Source organism: Aquipuribacter aurantiacus (assembly GCF_051216895.1).
Taxonomy (GTDB): domain Bacteria; phylum Actinomycetota; class Actinomycetes; order Actinomycetales; family JBBAYJ01; genus Aquipuribacter.
In genome coordinates this window covers 22,347-36,603 of record NZ_JBPKAO010000004.1, presented here as the reverse complement: position 1 = coordinate 36,603, position 14,257 = coordinate 22,347, and the positions used below count along the sequence as shown (strand labels likewise).

At 77.4% G+C, this 14,257-nt stretch carries 18 protein-coding genes; 10 read left to right on the top strand and 8 right to left on the bottom strand.

Annotated elements, in window-relative coordinates; translation table 11 throughout:
* Positions 1-80 precede the first annotated feature (80 nt).
* Positions 81-380, bottom strand: coding sequence for a putative quinol monooxygenase (locus tag ACR80Q_RS06850; protein WP_435376850.1), 300 nt, complete (start codon positions 378-380; stop codon positions 81-83).
* Between the two features lie 104 nt (positions 381-484).
* Between ACR80Q_RS06850 and ACR80Q_RS06845 the strand changes: the two genes are divergently transcribed.
* Both ACR80Q_RS06845 and ACR80Q_RS06840 read left to right on the top strand, forming a co-directional pair.
* Positions 485-1,141 carry a nucleoside/nucleotide kinase family protein gene (locus tag ACR80Q_RS06845; RefSeq protein ID WP_435376849.1) on the top strand — a complete coding sequence of 219 codons (657 nt, stop codon included), beginning with the start codon at positions 485-487 and terminating at the stop codon, positions 1,139-1,141.
* Between the two features lie 85 nt (positions 1,142-1,226).
* A complete protein-coding gene (locus ACR80Q_RS06840) occupies positions 1,227-2,033 on the top strand; it encodes an N-formylglutamate amidohydrolase (RefSeq protein ID WP_435376848.1) in 807 nt (268 codons plus the stop codon).
* A 53-nt stretch (positions 2,034-2,086) separates the two neighbouring features.
* Here ACR80Q_RS06840 and ACR80Q_RS06835 read toward each other — a convergent pair whose 3' ends face one another.
* Complete coding sequence (locus ACR80Q_RS06835; RefSeq protein WP_435376847.1) at positions 2,087-3,082, bottom strand: helix-turn-helix transcriptional regulator; 996 nt, start codon at positions 3,080-3,082, stop codon at positions 2,087-2,089.
* Entirely contained in the window at positions 3,079-4,023 is a 945-nt protein-coding gene (locus ACR80Q_RS06830; protein ID WP_435376846.1) for a helix-turn-helix transcriptional regulator, read from the bottom strand. The genes ACR80Q_RS06835 and ACR80Q_RS06830 overlap by 4 nt, the downstream gene beginning before the upstream one ends.
* Before the next feature lie 48 nt (positions 4,024-4,071).
* Here ACR80Q_RS06830 and ACR80Q_RS06825 point away from each other — a divergent pair, with 48 nt between their 5' ends.
* Positions 4,072-4,605, top strand: a complete 534-nt coding sequence (locus ACR80Q_RS06825; protein ID WP_435376845.1) for an MOSC domain-containing protein — start codon at positions 4,072-4,074, stop codon at positions 4,603-4,605.
* A 64-nt stretch (positions 4,606-4,669) separates the two neighbouring features.
* Here the strand turns inward: ACR80Q_RS06825 and ACR80Q_RS06820 are convergent, their stop codons facing one another.
* Positions 4,670-5,797, bottom strand: coding sequence for a GGDEF domain-containing protein (locus ACR80Q_RS06820; protein WP_435376844.1), 1,128 nt, complete (start codon positions 5,795-5,797; stop codon positions 4,670-4,672).
* 98 nt (positions 5,798-5,895) lie between these two features.
* Here ACR80Q_RS06820 and ACR80Q_RS06815 point away from each other — a divergent pair, with 98 nt between their 5' ends.
* Both ACR80Q_RS06815 and ACR80Q_RS06810 read left to right on the top strand, forming a co-directional pair.
* Positions 5,896-6,687: an MOSC domain-containing protein gene (locus ACR80Q_RS06815; protein ID WP_435376843.1), complete on the top strand. Its 792-nt coding sequence runs from the start codon at positions 5,896-5,898 to the stop codon at positions 6,685-6,687.
* 21 nt (positions 6,688-6,708) lie between these two features.
* A complete protein-coding gene (locus ACR80Q_RS06810) occupies positions 6,709-7,188 on the top strand; it encodes a DUF2231 domain-containing protein (RefSeq protein WP_435376842.1) in 480 nt (159 codons plus the stop codon).
* 36 nt (positions 7,189-7,224) lie between these two features.
* Here the strand turns inward: ACR80Q_RS06810 and ACR80Q_RS06805 are convergent, their stop codons facing one another.
* Positions 7,225-7,389 carry a hypothetical protein gene (locus ACR80Q_RS06805; RefSeq protein WP_435376841.1) on the bottom strand — a complete coding sequence of 55 codons (165 nt, stop codon included), beginning with the start codon at positions 7,387-7,389 and terminating at the stop codon, positions 7,225-7,227.
* Positions 7,386-7,955, bottom strand: coding sequence for a CDP-alcohol phosphatidyltransferase family protein (locus ACR80Q_RS06800; RefSeq protein ID WP_435376840.1), 570 nt, complete (start codon positions 7,953-7,955; stop codon positions 7,386-7,388). The genes ACR80Q_RS06805 and ACR80Q_RS06800 overlap by 4 nt, the downstream gene beginning before the upstream one ends.
* Here ACR80Q_RS06800 and ACR80Q_RS06795 point away from each other — a divergent pair.
* Genes ACR80Q_RS06795 through ACR80Q_RS06775 form a run of 5 tightly spaced genes read left to right on the top strand, consistent with a single transcriptional unit; the run spans position 7,935 to position 12,439 of the window.
* On the top strand, positions 7,935-9,005 hold the full coding sequence (locus tag ACR80Q_RS06795) for a zinc-dependent alcohol dehydrogenase (protein WP_435376839.1): 1,071 nt from the start codon (positions 7,935-7,937) through the stop codon (positions 9,003-9,005). The genes ACR80Q_RS06800 and ACR80Q_RS06795 overlap by 21 nt on opposite strands.
* Positions 9,002-9,472 carry a 6-pyruvoyl trahydropterin synthase family protein gene (locus ACR80Q_RS06790; protein WP_435376838.1) on the top strand — a complete coding sequence of 157 codons (471 nt, stop codon included), beginning with the start codon at positions 9,002-9,004 and terminating at the stop codon, positions 9,470-9,472. Before ACR80Q_RS06795 ends, ACR80Q_RS06790 begins: the two co-directional genes overlap by 4 nt.
* The gene (locus ACR80Q_RS06785) at positions 9,463-10,578 is read left to right on the top strand and encodes a glycosyltransferase family 4 protein (protein ID WP_435376837.1); all 1,116 of its coding nucleotides are present in this window, start codon (positions 9,463-9,465) and stop codon (positions 10,576-10,578) included. Before ACR80Q_RS06790 ends, ACR80Q_RS06785 begins: the two co-directional genes overlap by 10 nt.
* Complete coding sequence (locus ACR80Q_RS06780) at positions 10,575-11,429, top strand: methyltransferase domain-containing protein (RefSeq protein WP_435376836.1); 855 nt, start codon at positions 10,575-10,577, stop codon at positions 11,427-11,429. The genes ACR80Q_RS06785 and ACR80Q_RS06780 overlap by 4 nt, the downstream gene beginning before the upstream one ends.
* A complete protein-coding gene (locus tag ACR80Q_RS06775; RefSeq protein ID WP_435376835.1) occupies positions 11,426-12,439 on the top strand; it encodes a lysylphosphatidylglycerol synthase domain-containing protein in 1,014 nt (337 codons plus the stop codon). Before ACR80Q_RS06780 ends, ACR80Q_RS06775 begins: the two co-directional genes overlap by 4 nt.
* Here ACR80Q_RS06775 and ACR80Q_RS06770 read toward each other — a convergent pair.
* Together ACR80Q_RS06770 and ACR80Q_RS06765 are read right to left on the bottom strand one after the other, a co-directional pair.
* A complete protein-coding gene (locus ACR80Q_RS06770) occupies positions 12,329-13,117 on the bottom strand; it encodes a RibD family protein (RefSeq protein ID WP_435376834.1) in 789 nt (262 codons plus the stop codon). The genes ACR80Q_RS06775 and ACR80Q_RS06770 overlap by 111 nt on opposite strands.
* A complete protein-coding gene (locus ACR80Q_RS06765) occupies positions 13,114-14,187 on the bottom strand; it encodes an FUSC family protein (protein ID WP_435376833.1) in 1,074 nt (357 codons plus the stop codon). The genes ACR80Q_RS06770 and ACR80Q_RS06765 overlap by 4 nt, the downstream gene beginning before the upstream one ends.
* Positions 14,188-14,257: the final 70 nt, after the last annotated feature.

Here is a 14,257-nt window from a genome sequence, read left to right as displayed (position 1 = left end):
CGGGGACGGCGCCCCGGGCCCGGGCGGCTGCTCCCGCTGCGGCCCGGAACCCTGCGGCCGGTCCCGCGGCGGCTGGTCGGTCACGGCTCGAGCCGGCTCAGGCGGGTGACCTGCACCGGGTCCGCGAGCAGGCCCGGCAGGTGCTCGCGGAGGTCCAGCACCCACGGCGTGAGGTCGTGCGCGGCGTGGGCCCGCGGCGTGGCCCACTCCTCGACGAAGGTCAGCCTCAGCGGGTCGTCGGGGTGGTTGTGCAGGTCGTAGCGGAGGCAGCCGTCCTCGGCGCGGGTGCGGTCGACGATCCCGAGCAGGCGCTCCCGGAGCTCGTCGACGCTGTCGTCGCGGGCGGTGAACCCGACCACCAGGACCACGGTGTCCGTCATGGGCCCACGGTAGTGACGGCCCGCGTCGAGGGCCCGCGGTGGGTCCTGACCCGGTGGACGGGCCACGGCGGGGCCCGAGGACGGGCCGCCCTACCGTGGTGGGTGTGGGCGAGGTCTCGGCGGTGCGGCCGCTCACCCCGGAGGGGCTGGCGGCCCTCGCCGTCGAGCGGGCCGCACCGCTGCTCGCCCCGGCCAGGTCCGCCGGGGTGGCGGTGAGGCTCGGTGTGGACGGTGCCGTGGACGCCGAGACGGACGCGGTCGCCGGCGCCGTCGCGGAGACCGCGCTGGCGCAGGGCGTGGCCGTGCTGCGGGTGCGCGCGGCCGACTTCCTGCACCGGCGCTCGGTGCGCCTGGAGTGGGGACCGCACGACGTGGACGCCGCGTTCGACCGGTGGGTGGACTGGGCGGCGCTGCGGCGCGAGGTGCTGGACCCGGTCGCCGACCCGGCCGTCATGACGTGGCTGCCGCGGCTGCGCGACCCGTTCACCGACAGGGCGGCCCGCGAGCGCGTCCGCCCCGCCGCACCGGGCGCCCTGCTCCTCGTGGACGGGCCCCACCTGCTGCGGTGGGAGCTGGGCGGCGGCCTGGACGTCGCGGTGCACCTCATCACCTCGCCCGCGGCGCTGGCCCGGCGCTTCCCCGACGTGGGCGACCCACGGCCGGGGGCGTGGGCGCGGTACGTCGACGAGTGCGACCCGGCCGACCGTGCCGACCTGGTGGTGAGGCACGACCACCCCGGTCGCCCGGCCCTGCTGGGGTGAGCCGTCGCGGGGCAGCGCAGCCGGTGAAGCCCGGCGCCGCTGGGCCGAGCCGGCCGTGCGCACGCCGGTCGATAGCGTCCGACCCGTGCCCCGCCCCCCGCTGCTGCCCGGCGACCCCCGCTCGCCCGTGGTCCTGCACGTCCCGCACGCCTTACGCGCGGTGCCGGCGGTCGCCCGCGCCGGGCTCCTGCTCGACGACCCGGACCTGGAGCAGGAGCTGGACCGGATGACGGACACCGCCACCGACCTGCTGGCCGCGGCCGCCGCCGGAGCCGCCCGGGTGCGGCCCTGGCGGTGGGTGAACCCGTGGTCGCGCCTGGTCGTGGACCCCGAGCGCTTCCCCGACGTCCGCGAGCCGATGCGGGCGGTCGGCATGGGGGCCGTCTACACCCGCACGTCCGACGGCCGGGTGCTGCGCCGACCCGACGCCGGCCACGAGGCCGACCTGCTGGCGACCTGGTTCCGCCCCCACGCCGAGGGCGTCGCCGACCTCGTGCACGACCGGCTCGGGGTGTGCGGCCGGGCGGTGCTACTCGACGTCCACTCCTTCCCGGCCGAGCCCCTGCCCTACGAGACCGCGGGCGACCCCGAGCGGGCGGCGCGGCGACCGCAGGTCTGCCTGGGCACCGACCCGCAGCACACCCCGGCGTGGTTGCGGGCGGCCGCCCGGGAGGCCTTCGCCGGGCTGGACGTCGACCTCGACCAGCCGTTCGCCGGGACGTACACGCCGATGCGCCACTGGCAGCGGGACCTGCGGGTCGCCTCGCTCATGGTGGAGGTCCGCCGCGACGTCTACCTCGACGGCCACCTGCAGCCGACGGACGGCCTGGGCGAGGTCGCCGAGCGGCTGACCCGGCTCGTCGACGCCGTCACCGACGCACCACCGGCCTGAGCCCGGGTCAGCCGCCGCGGGCCCGGTCGACACCCTGCGGCGTGCCGGCGGCCTCAGGCGAGCCCGTGGTGCTCCAGCAACCGGCGTGCCGTCTCGCGGTCGGTGTCGCGCAGGTCGGGCGGGTCGACGACGAACGCCCCGCCGCCCGCGACCGCCAGCAGCAGCCCGACCCGGTCCCGGACCGGGGGCAGCACCCCGGCCACGACCTGGACGCCGTCGGCGTCGGACTGCTCGACCGTCACCGACTCCGCGAACCGCTCGGCGACCCACACCCGGTCGGCGGGCACCACGAGCCGGACGGGGACCTCGCGCCGCGCGGCGGCGATCCGGTCGTCGGCGTCGGCGGGCCGCGCGAACGTCTCGTCCAGGACCTCGTGCGCCCGGACCCCCGACACCAGGTAGGTGCGCAGTCCCCCGTCGGCGTCGAGCGGGCCCGCGTCGACCTCGTAGCCGCGGCGGGTGCTGACCACCCGCCACGGCTCGACGACGCGCTCCACGACCCCTGGCTGCCAGGCGCGGGCGTAGGTGATCCGGACGCGGCGGTGCTGCGTCGCCGCGGTCCTCAGGTCGGCGGCCACGTCGGCCATGAACCCGCCCCGACCCTCGACCCCGCCGAGCACGGAGGTCCCCAACCGGGCCACGGCCGCCGCCAGCACCTCGTTGTCGGGCTCCAGCGCCGACAGCTCCGACGCGGCCCGGTACAGCACGCCCAGGTCCGACGCGGACAGGAACGCCACCCCCAGCTCGTCGAACGGGCTGTCGTCGGTGAGCCGGACGACCTGCGCGTCGGCCAGGTCGGCCTCGGCCAGCCCGCCGTCCGGGCCGGAGGCCAGGAACTCCAGCGCGCACGAGCGCAGCCCGACCGAGCCGGTGTCGACGACGTCGGCCAGGAAGAACACCTCGAGCTCCTCACGGAGCTGGGTCTCGGGCACCTCGAGCTCCTCGGCCACCCGGGCGATCGGCAGGCCGTCGGGGTGCAGGCGCAGCAGCCGCAGCGCCCCGGGCACGTGGGCCAGCCGACGCGCGTACAGCGCCACCGACCCGCTCACCGCCGACCCTCCGCCACGGCCACCAGGTGCTCGCGGACCTCGTCGCGCAGCTCGGCCGGCCCCAGCAGCCGCACCCGGCTGCCCAGCTCGAACAACCGGCCCCGGAAGGCCGAGCGGTTGGTCACCGGGACCCGCAGCACCACCTCACCCTCGTGACCACCCGCCGCCCCCGGGTCGGCCTCGGTCGTGACGGCGTCCGGGTCGGGCCCGGCGAACATCGACGTCACGTGGGGCACGTGCTCCGTCGTCGTGGCCACCGCCGCCACCAGCGGCGGGTCCACCGGCCAGGCGATCGGGTCGATGCGCAGGTGGGCGTCGGGCGGCGGGACCTCGGCGGTGCCGGGCTGCCCCAGGACCACGTCGACGAGGCGGTCCAGCCGGAACGTCTTGACGTCGTCGCCGTCGACCTCACGGGCCCGCAGGTACCACCCACCGGTGCGCAGGTGGACCCGGTGCGGGTGCACCTGCCGAGGTCGGCCGCCGTAGTCGAAGCCCAGCAGGCAGTGCGCCTGGACGGCCCGCTGGACCGTGTCGAGCGCGGCGACGTGGTCGGTGCGGGGCACGAACGAGCGGGGGGCATCCGGCCCCGGCCCCAGGTCGGCGGCGATCCCGGACAGCTGGGCGACCCGGGCCGCGCGCTGCAGCTCGGCCTGCTCGGCGGCGGAGAAGTCGACCCGCAGCCGCAGGTCGCCGGCGACGAGGCGGTAGCGCCCCGCCTCGCCCTCGTCGCCGACCGCGGCGATCTCCCAGCCCAGGTCGGTGAGGTGGCGGATGTCGCGCGTCAGCTGCCGACGGCGGTCCTCCGGCCGGTCCGAGCCGTACTCCACGTGCTCCAGCAGACGCTCGGTCGTGGCGGTGCGCCCGGGCGAGCGCGACAGGACGAACAGGATCTGGGTGAGCCGTTCCATCGGTCCGCGCTGGTCCCGTCCTCCTGCTGCCACGGCACCACTGTGGCCCACACCGGGGCCGGAGTGCGCGATGGTGGGGACGTGGGCGAGCGCAGGGACGTGGACGACGGCGTGGCGCGTGACGACGGGGCGGTGGTCCTGGCCGTGCGCAGCGTCGCCGCGAGGCCGGAGCGCGGGTTCGCGAAGCCCGCCGTGGACGCGCTGACCCTGCGGGCCTCCCACGGCGCGGTCGGCGACCTGCACGCCGGCACCCGGCGGTCCCGCGAGGTGCACCTGGTGGGCGTGGAGCGCTACGACCTGCTGCGTGCCGCTGGCGCCGACGTGGCCGACGGCTACCTGGGCGAGAACGTGACGACCCGGGGGGTGGACCTGCTGTCGCTGCCGCTGCGGACCCGGTTGCGGCTGGGACCGGTGGCGGTCCTGGTGGTCACCGGCCTCCGGTTCCCCCGGCACGAGGACCCCTCGACCGACCGGGTGGGGCTGTCGTTGGACGCCGACGGCGTGCCCGTCGGCCGCGTCGGGGTGTTCGCGGTGGTCGAGGTGGGCGGGACGGTCCGGGCCGGTGACGAGGTCGTCGTCCTGGAGCAGGGGTCGGGGTCGCCCCCGGTCCTCTGACGGAGGCCCGGGCGGCCGTCGGTCCGGGCGGCCGTCGGTCCGGGCGGCCGTGCCGGTGCGGCCGTCAGGGGCGGGGACGCTCCGGCCGGGACCGCTTGGCCTCGTACATCCGCTCGTCGGCCAGGCCCACCACGGCCCCGACCAGGTCCGGACCGGGCCAGGTCCCGCCCGGGCCGGGGGGTCGCCCGCCCGGGCCGGCCGGCGGCGGGCGCCGCAGCTCGTCGCTGGACGCGGCCCCCACGGACAGGGACCAGACGGCGTCGACGGTGTCGTCACGCACCCGTCGGGCCCGGGCCGCCGCCTCGGCCGGCGCGTCCGCGCCGTCCGCCGTCAGCAGCACCACGCCGAACTCGTCCCCGCCGAGCCGCGCGACGACCTCGGCGTCGGAGAACTCCGCACGCAGCCGGTCCGCGACCGACACCAGCAGCGCGTCACCCGCCTCGTGGCCGCGGGTGTCGTTGACCAGCTTGAGACCGTCGACGTCGCAGTACAGGACCACCAGACGACGGCCCCCGCCCCGCTCGGCCTGGGTCAGCGCCCGCCGCATCACCGCGAAGAACCCGCGCCGGTTGGCCAGCCCCGTCAGGTCGTCGTGCTCGGTGAGCCGCTCCAGCTCCGCCTGCGCCCGCAGCAGCTTGAGCATCGTCATGCGGCGCCCGACGTGCAGCATCAGCCCGGCCAGGGTGGCCACGGCCACGTCGGACAGGTGCCGGGTCCAGTCGGGGTCGGAGACCTGGCCGCTCGTGGCGGCGAACCAGCCCAGCCACAGCGCGGCCACGAGCCCGGCCGCGACGGGGCTCGACGTGATGCCGGCCGCCACCACGAGCAGCACGATGACCACGAGCACGGTGTTCACGAGGTCCTGGCTCACCCACAGGTGCGCGACGGCGTTGGCCGCCGCCGCCGTCGACAGCAGGGCGGTCAGCAGCAGCCGGCCGCCGCGGTCGGGACGCAGCAGGGCCAGCAGCGCCAGCACGACCACCGCCGCCACCCCGCTGAGCCCGTCCACCCAGGCCAGCACCACGTTGTGCTCGTCCTGCTCGTCCAGCAGGTGGATCACGACGTAGGTCCAGTACAGGAGCATGAGGCCCGCGATGGCGATGAGCAGCCCGTCGCCCCAGGTGCTCCGGATGCCCGTGAAGGGCTGGGGGTGGTCGTGCCGACCGACGACCCGACGGTCGCTGTCGGTCACCTCTGCACTACCCTGCGCCGCCACCAGGTCATCGTGCACCGGGGGCGGGCGTCCTGTCCCGCGCCCGGGAGCGTCGCGCGGGGTCGTACCCTCTCCGCGTGCACGTCGCCGCCCTCGGGCTCAGCCCGCTGAAGGGTGGCTCACGCCACCGCCCGCGCTCGTTCCGGCTGACCGGCAACGGCCCCGAGGGCGACCGCCGGTTCGCCCTCCTCGACCCCGTCGCCCGCCGGGTGCTGCGCACGGTGGAGAACCCGTCGCTGCTGGCGCTGCGGGTGGAGGTCACGACCGACCGGCAGCCGGCGGTGGACGTCCTCACGCTCCACGTCCCCGGGGCCGACCCCGTCTCCGCTCCCGTCACGGGGTCGGTGCGGGTCCGGGCCGACTACTGGGGCCGTGAGCCCGAGCTGACGGTGCTGGACGGGCCGTGGGGGGAGGCCCTGTCGGCGTACCTGGGGCGGGCGGTGGTCCTGACGGAGGCGGCACCCCGCGACGTCGTCTACGCGGGCGGGGTGACCGTCGTGACGACGTCGTCCCTGCGCGAGGTCGCCGCCCGCGCGGGGCTGCCCACCGCCACCTCCGCCCTGCTGGACGACGCCGAGCGGTGGCGAGCGAACCTGGTCGTGGACACCGGGGACGCCCCACCGTTCGCCGAGGACCGGTGGGTGGGGGCCCGGCTGCTGGTCGGCGGGACGGAGCTGGCGGTCCGGGCCACGGTCCCCCGCTGCGCCGTGGTCCGGCTGCGACCGGGGCACGGGACGCGCGAGGACTGGGACCCCCTGGGCCTGCTGGTCCCCGACCGGCTCGTCGAGCGTGAGGTCCGCTTCGGCGTCGACGCCGAGGTCGTCGCCCCGGGGTCGGTCGCCGTCGGGGACCCCGTGCGGGTCGCCTGAGCCGCGAGGCAGACTGCGGGGATGCTGCCGACGCTGTTCTCCTCGTTCAACGGCCTGCCGCTGCACCCGCTCGTGGTGCACGCCGTGGTGGTGCTCGTGCCGCTGTCGACGCTGGGGGCGGTGCTCGTCGCGGCCCGGCGGAGCTGGGCCCCCGCCTACGGCCCGCTGGTGACGGCGGGCGCCGTGGCCGCGGCGCTGGCGGCCGTGGTCGCGCAGCAGGCCGGCAACGCCCTCGAGGTGCAGCTCGGGTACGAGGAGCCGTCGGCGCTGCTGCTCGAGCACGGCCGTCACGGCCTGTACGTGGTCAACCTGGGCATCGCGTTCGCGGTGGCCTCGGTGGTGTCGCTGGTGCTGACCAGCCGGCTGGGGACGACCACGCGCTGGCCGCGGGTGACCGCGTGGGTCGCCGCGGCCCTGGGCGTGGTGGCGACGGTGTTCACGTTCCTCGCCGGCGAGACCGGGGCCGAGCAGGTCTGGGGGTACGTCCTCGACCAGGGCTGAGCAGGGCCGACTGCGGTCGGGCGCCGCTCGGCCGCCCTAGTCGCGGGCGACCACGGCCCTGACCTTGAACCAGCCCCAGACGGCGGTGACGAGGAACAGCACCACGCCGATCACGAGCAGCCAGAACAGGCCCTCGATGAGCAGGCCGACGAGGGTGAGCCCCAGCCAGAGGGCGAGCAGGACGATCAGCAGGACCTTCATGGCACCCGACGGTAGGCCCCGCGGAGCTGGCCCGCGACATCGCGACCGAAGGACCACAGCAGGGCCGAGACCGCCACGGCGCACGCCGCCACCGCCCAGGTGACCGGCACGACCGGCACGACCGCGGCCAGCAGGGCCGGGCCCTGCACCCCCGCCACCACCCGCCGGGCCTGCGAGAACGGCAGCGGTGCCCGCAGCGCCGGCAGCACCAGACCGGCCCCGGCGTAGCCGTACCGCAGCACGCCCGCCAGCACGACCCACACCCCCACCACCGGGGCCGCGGCGAGCGCCAGCACCAGCACGGCCGCCGCGTCGGTCTCCATGTCGAGCCGGGCCCCGCGCGCGGTGACGACGGTCCGCCGCGCGACGGCCCCGTCGACCGCGTCCAGCAGCAGCATCGGCGCGGCCAGGGCCACGACGAGCCACGCCCACCCCGTCGCCGCGGGGTCCCCGGCGGCGGGCCGGACCAGCACCAGCACGGCGACCACGACCAGGAGCCCCGCCCTGACGAGCGTGACGCGGTCCGCCGGTGTCAGGCTCGCCCGGTGGACAGCACCCGTCAGCACGAGCCCACCCTGGCCTCCCCCGGCACCGCCCGCTCCCTGTGGGTCGAACGTCCCGGCGTCACGGCGCTCCGCGAGCACCGCCTCCCGGCCCCCGGACCCGACGACGTGCTGGTGCGGACCCGGTTCAGCGGGCTCAGCCGGGGGACGGAGCGCGCGGTGCTCATGGGAGAGGTTCCTCCCGAGCACGCCGCACGGATGCGGGCCCCGTTCCAGGTGGGCGACCTGCCCGGGCCGGTGAGCTACGGCTACCTGGCCGTGGGGACCGTCGAGGTGGGGCCGGACGCCCTGCTGGGGCGCGACGTGTTCGTGCTGCACCCGCACCACGACCGGTTCGTCGTCCCGGCCGCGGCCGTGCACCCGGTCCCCGAGGTCGTGCCCGCCCGCCGGGCCGTCCTGGCCGGGACGGTCGAGACCGCCCTCAACGTGGTCTGGGACGCCGGGGTCACCCTGGGCGACCGGGTGGCGGTGGTGGGCGCGGGGACGGTCGGGGCGTCCGTGGCCCGCCTGGCCGCCGGGGTCCCGGGCACGAGCGTGGACCTGGTCGACCCGCAGCGGCAGCGCGCGCTCACCGCGTCGGTCCTCGGCGTCGGCTACCGGCACCCCGAGGAGCTGGCCGGGGCCGAGCACGTCGGCACGTACGACGTCGTGGTGCACACCTCGGCCAGCGCGGCCGGGCTCGCGCTGGCGCTGCGGCTGGCCCCCGACGACGGCGAGGTGGTCGAGGTGTCGTGGTTCGGCACCCGCTCCCCCACGGTGCCGCTGGGCGAGGACGTCCACAGCCGTCGGGTCGGGATCCGCCCCAGCCAGGTGGGGGCCGTGGCGAGGGTCCGCCGCGACCGCCGCAGCCACGGCGCGCGGCTGGACCTGGCGCTGCGGCTGCTCGCCGACCCCGGCTTCGACCACCTGCTGGGCGAGGACGTCCCGTTCGAGGACCTGCCGGAGCGGCTGCCCGCGCTGCTGGGGACCACCGGGACCGGGGCGAGCCCCGGGGGTGCTGGTGCGGCTCGCGGTGGCGACGGGCGCTGCGCCGTGGTGGCCTACGGGGCATGAGCAGCAGCGCAGGGGTCGGCCCTCTCCTCGAGCACACCGTGACCGTCGAGGACTCCATGATGGTCGCCCACTCCCTGCCCCGTGAGGTGTTCGGCCCGGCGCAGGCCCTGCACGGGGCCACCTACGTGGTGCGGGCCACGTTCTGCTGCGACGGCCTGGACGACGACGGCATCGTGGTGGACATCGGGGCGGCGGCCGAGCAGCTGGCGCAGGTCCTGTCCGACCTGTCGTACACGAACCTGGACGAGCACCCGGAGCTCGCCGGGGTGCTCACCACGACCGAGGTGCTGGCCTCGTTCGTGGCCCGCCGCCTGCTCGACCGCGCCGCCGCGGGCGCGCTGCGGGGCCGCGGCGAGGACCTGACGTCGCTGCGGGTGGAGCTCGGCGAGAACCCCCGGGCCGCCGCGGCCGTCACGGTCAGGCTGCGCGAGCCGAGGCCCGGGCCCGCCGTGTGGCCGTGGGCCTGAGCCGCACGGTGCCGGCGGACTGCGTGGCGGTACCGGACGGCGGTCCGGCACCGGCCCTGGTCGTCCCCGGAGACGTCGACTCCCCCAGCGGGGGCAACGTCTGGGACCGGCAGGTCCGCGACGCGCTCGCCGCCGCCGGGAGCCCACCCGGCTGGCACCCGGTCCCCGGTTCCTGGCCGGCGCCGTCCACGGCCGACGCCCGCGCCCTGGACGAGGTGCTGACGGGCCTGGCCGACGGCGCCCCGGTGCTGGTGGACGGCCTGGTCGCCGGCGCCGCGCCGGACGTGGTCGTGCCTCACGCCCGACGGCTCCGCCTGGGCGTCGTCCTGCACCTGCCGCTGGCGTCGGAGACCGGGCTGGACGCCGCCACCGCCGACGCCCGCGACGCCGCCGAGCGACGCGTCCTGGCCGCGGCGGACGTCGTCGTGGTCCCCAGCCGGTGGGCCGCGGGCTGGCTGGAGGACCACCGGCTGCGTCGACCGCCTGTCGTGGCGACCCCGGGCACGACCCCGGCACCGTCCTACCCCGACGCCACCCTGACCGGCGCCCACCTGCTGTGCCTGGGCGCCGTCAGCCCGCGCAAGGGCCAGCGGCGGCTGCTGGAGGCCCTCGACGGGCTGGACCTGACCATGGCCCCGGACACCGACCTGGGCTGGGAGCTGCGGCTGGTGGGCCCGCACCCGCAGCCCGACGAGGTGGGCCGGCTGCGGAGCCGGGTCGAGGCGGCCGGCCTGGGGACCCGCGTCGTCCTGACGGGACCGCTGGTCGGCGAGGCGCTGGAGGAGCAGTGGCGGTGGGCGGACCTGCTGGTCGTGCCGTCGGCCGTGGAGACCTTCGGGATGGTCGTCACCGAGGCGCTGGCCCGAGGCCGCCCTGTGCTGGCCACCACCGGCAGCGCCCTGCCGGAGGCGCTCGGCACGACACCGACCGGGCCGCCCGGGCTGCTCGTGGCCCCGGGCGACACCGACGACCTGGCCGACGCGCTGCACCGCTGGCTGGGCGACGCCGACCTCCGCACCGACCTGCGGGCCCGCGCCCGCGCCCGGGCCGGCACCCTGTCCGGGTGGGACCGGACCGCGGACGCCGTGCGCGAGGCCTTCCGGTGACCGTCCTCCGCGGCGCCGGACCCACCGGACCCACCGGGGCGACCGGGGAAGCCGGGGAAGCCGGGGAAGCCGGCGGTGGCTACGACACGCGCTGGCTCGACCTGCGCGTCGCGGCCGACGACCGGGCCCGGTCCGCCGACCTGCTCCGCCGGCTCCTGGGCGACGTGGCGACCATGGACCGGAGCGGCCTGCACCTGCTCGACCTGGGCTGCGGCGCGGGCGCCATGCAGCGCTGGTGCGCGGAGCGGCTGCCGGGTCCCGCCCGGTGGACCCTGCTGGACCCCGACCCCGAGCTGCTGGCCGTGGCGACGTCCCGCGCCGCCCCGGGCACCGCCACCGTCGCCCGGGTCGGCACGGTCGCCGACCTGGACGCCGACCTGCTGGCCGACGTCGACGCCGTCGTCTGCTCCGCCCTGCTGGACGTGCTCACCCCCGACGACCTGCACCGCCTGGTCGACGTGCTGACCGCGACGCGGGTCCCGCTGCTCGCCTCCATCACTGTGACCGGAGAGGTGCGGCTGTCCCCCGAGCACCCCGACGACGCCCGGGCCGCCCGTGCCGTGCACGCGACCGCCACCGCCGACGGCGCCGCCGGACCCGCGGGGCTGGACCTGCTGCGCACGGCCGCGGGCCGCCACGGTGCCACCGTCGTGGAGCGTCGGACGCCGTGGCTGCTGGAGCCCGGGGCCGACGACGCCCTGGTCCGGGCCTGGGGCGACGGCTACGTGGCGGCCGCGCAGGCCCACGACGACCACCTGGACCGGTGGGGCCGGGCCAGGACCGAGCTGCTCGGGCGCGCCGGCCTGACGGTGGCGGTCGAGCACGTCGACGTCCTGCTCCTGCCCCCGTGAGCCCGCGGGCACGGCTGGCGCTGCGGGTCACGGCCAGCGTCGTCGCGCTGGTCGTCGTGGCGCTGGTCGTCGGCGAGCAGGCGGTCCGGGCGGGGACCGCGGTGCTGGCCCCCGGGCCGGTGGCCCTGGCCCTGCTGCTGGGGCTGCTGTGGCGCTCGCTCGCCGCGACCCGCTGGCTGCTGCTGTCCCGGGCCCTGGGGGCCGGGCTGACCTGGCCCTCGGCCCTGGCCGAGTACTTCCGCAGCGAGCTCGTCAACCAGGTGGTCCCCGGCGGGGTCGTCGGTGACGTCGACCGGGCGCGACGGCACGGCAGCGACGTCGGCCTGCTGCCGGCGGCGCGGGCGGTGTTCCTCGAACGGACCGTGGGCCAGCTCGTCCTGGTGGCCGCCACCGCCGTCACGCTGCTGGCCCGCCCGGAGCTGCTGCGGGTGTCCGACGGGGTCGACGGCGCGACCGTGACGGTTCTCGCGCTGGTGCTCGGCGTGGTCGCCCTCGTCGCCGTCGGGCTCTGGCAACCGTGGCGCCGTGACGTCGGTCGCAGCCCCCGTCGCGACGCCGCGGCCGGGGGGCGGACCGGCCCGCGCGACGTGGCGACGCCGTCGCTGCGCGCCCTCGCCGTGCCGCTTGGGTTCGCGGTCCTGCTGTCGCTCGGCGTGCTGGTCTGCTTCGTCGCGCTGTTCCTCCTCGCCGCCCGGGTGACCGGCGGCGAGCCCGCACCGTGGGACGTGCTGGTCCCGGCCGTCCTCGTCGTCCTGCTCGTCTCCGGCATCCCGCTGACGGTCGCCGGCTGGGGGGCCCGGGAGGCCGGGGCGGCCCTGTGCTTCGCCGCGGTCGGCCTCGCGTCGGCCGACGGGGTGGCCGCCGCGGTCGGCTACGGCCTGCTCTCGCTGGTCTCGGCGCTACCCGGTCTGGTCCCGCTGCTGCGTCCCCGGCGTCGGGCGGTCCAGGACCCGGAGGGCACGCAGGTCGAGGTCGAAGCAGACGTCGTCCCCGAGACGGAACGACCGTGACGGCGGCCTGACCGCGTCCCGGGCCAGCGCCGGGCCCGGCAACCCGATCCCCGTCGTCCCGTCGGTGCCGAGCAGCACCGGGGCGACGCTCAGGTGCAACCGGTCCAGCACACCCGCCCGCAGGAACGCCGACACCGTCCGCCCGCCGCCCTCGACCAGCACCCGGCCCAGCCCCACACCCGCCAGCGCGTCCAGCACCGCGGCCGGGGCGAAGCGGCCCCCGTCCTCCAGCGGCAGGGTGAGGACCCTGACCCCGGCCGGGACCGGTCCCACCCCGGCGGCGGCCGTCTCGCCGAGGACCCACGTCGCGCCCGCCCCGTCGGCCAGCACCCGGGCGGTCCGGGGGCAACGACCGGTCGGGTCCAGCACCACCCGGTGGGGATCGGCGCCGGTCACCGCCCGGACCGTCAGCCGGGGGTCGTCGGACACCACGGTGCCCACCCCCACCAGGACGGCGTCGACGTAGGCCCGCAGCTGGTGCAGGTGCGCCCGGTCGACCTCGCCGGTGACGAACACGGCGTCACCGGTGCGGGTGGCGATGCAGCCGTCCAGGCTCTGCCCGAGCTGGGCCATGGCGTACCGGGCGCCGCCGGCCAGCACGGGCCGGTACAGCTCGGCGCCACCGGGCTCGGGACCACCGAGCCCGGGACCACCCGGCTCGGACGAGACCCCCGTCACCGGTGCATCCTGGGGATGAGCCCGAGGGCGTCGGTCCCGCTGAGCCCGGTCAGCCGGAGCAGGTCGGTCAGCAGGGACCGGCTCTGGGCCAGGACCGTCGCCCCCGACAGCCCGAGCGGCACGTCGAAGGCCGAGGACCGTTCCGCGAGCGCCGCCAGCTCCAGGCGCAGCGCCGGCTGCTGCGCCCGGTCGTCGTACCCGGCCGCCATGTGCTCGACCACCCCGGCCAGGTCCCAGACCAGGCGCAGCACCTCCTCGGGGATCGGGTCGTCGCGCTCGACCGCGACGTCGGCGCGACGGACCAGCACCCGGGCGTTGCGGACCGCGAGGTCGAGCACGGTGGCGGCGTCGGCGTCGAGGCGGGCCCGGCGCGAACGGGCGCGTCGCAGCACCGACAGCGCCGCCGCGTCCGCGCGCTCCTGGGTGGCCTCACGCAGCTGCGTCAACGAGTACTCGGTGTCACGGGCCCGCTGCAGGGTCCGCCGCGCCAGGTCGACGTCGTCGGTGCGGTTGGCCACCACGGCGTCGCGCAGCAGGGAGGCCAGGGTCCGGAGCACCTCCACCGCGTGCTCGCGAGGTCGCCGCAGCGGACCGACGGGTGACAGGGACGCGATCAGCAGGGCCGTGACGCCACCGACGACCGCGTCGAGCCAGCGGTTCAGGCCCTCGTCGGGGGCGGCCACCAGCGTCGTCACGATCGCGGCCTGCACCCCGGCCTGCAGGACGATGAGCACGCCGGCGTCCAGCAGCACGGCCAGGCTCATGGCCACCAGCACGGCCAGCACGAGCACCAGGACGCTGGGCCCCACCAGCGCCACGACCAGGTCGCCGACCCCGACCCCGATGGCGACGCCGACCACGATCTCGGCCGTGCGCCGCCAGCGCTGCCGGTACGACGCACCCAGACCGATGATCGCGGCTGCGGGGGCGAAGAACGGCTGGTCGTGGCCCAGCACGGACTCCGCGAACCAGAACGCCATCCCGGCGGCCAGCGCCGACTGCACCAGCAGCGGGGACGTGCGCCCCAGGCGCCTCACCCGCTCGGGGAGGGCCCTCCCGCTGCTGCTCACCGCGCCATGATCCCAGGCCCGACCGGGGTGGCCAGCGGGGCCGTGGACCGTCCGGGCGGGCCCGTGGTGC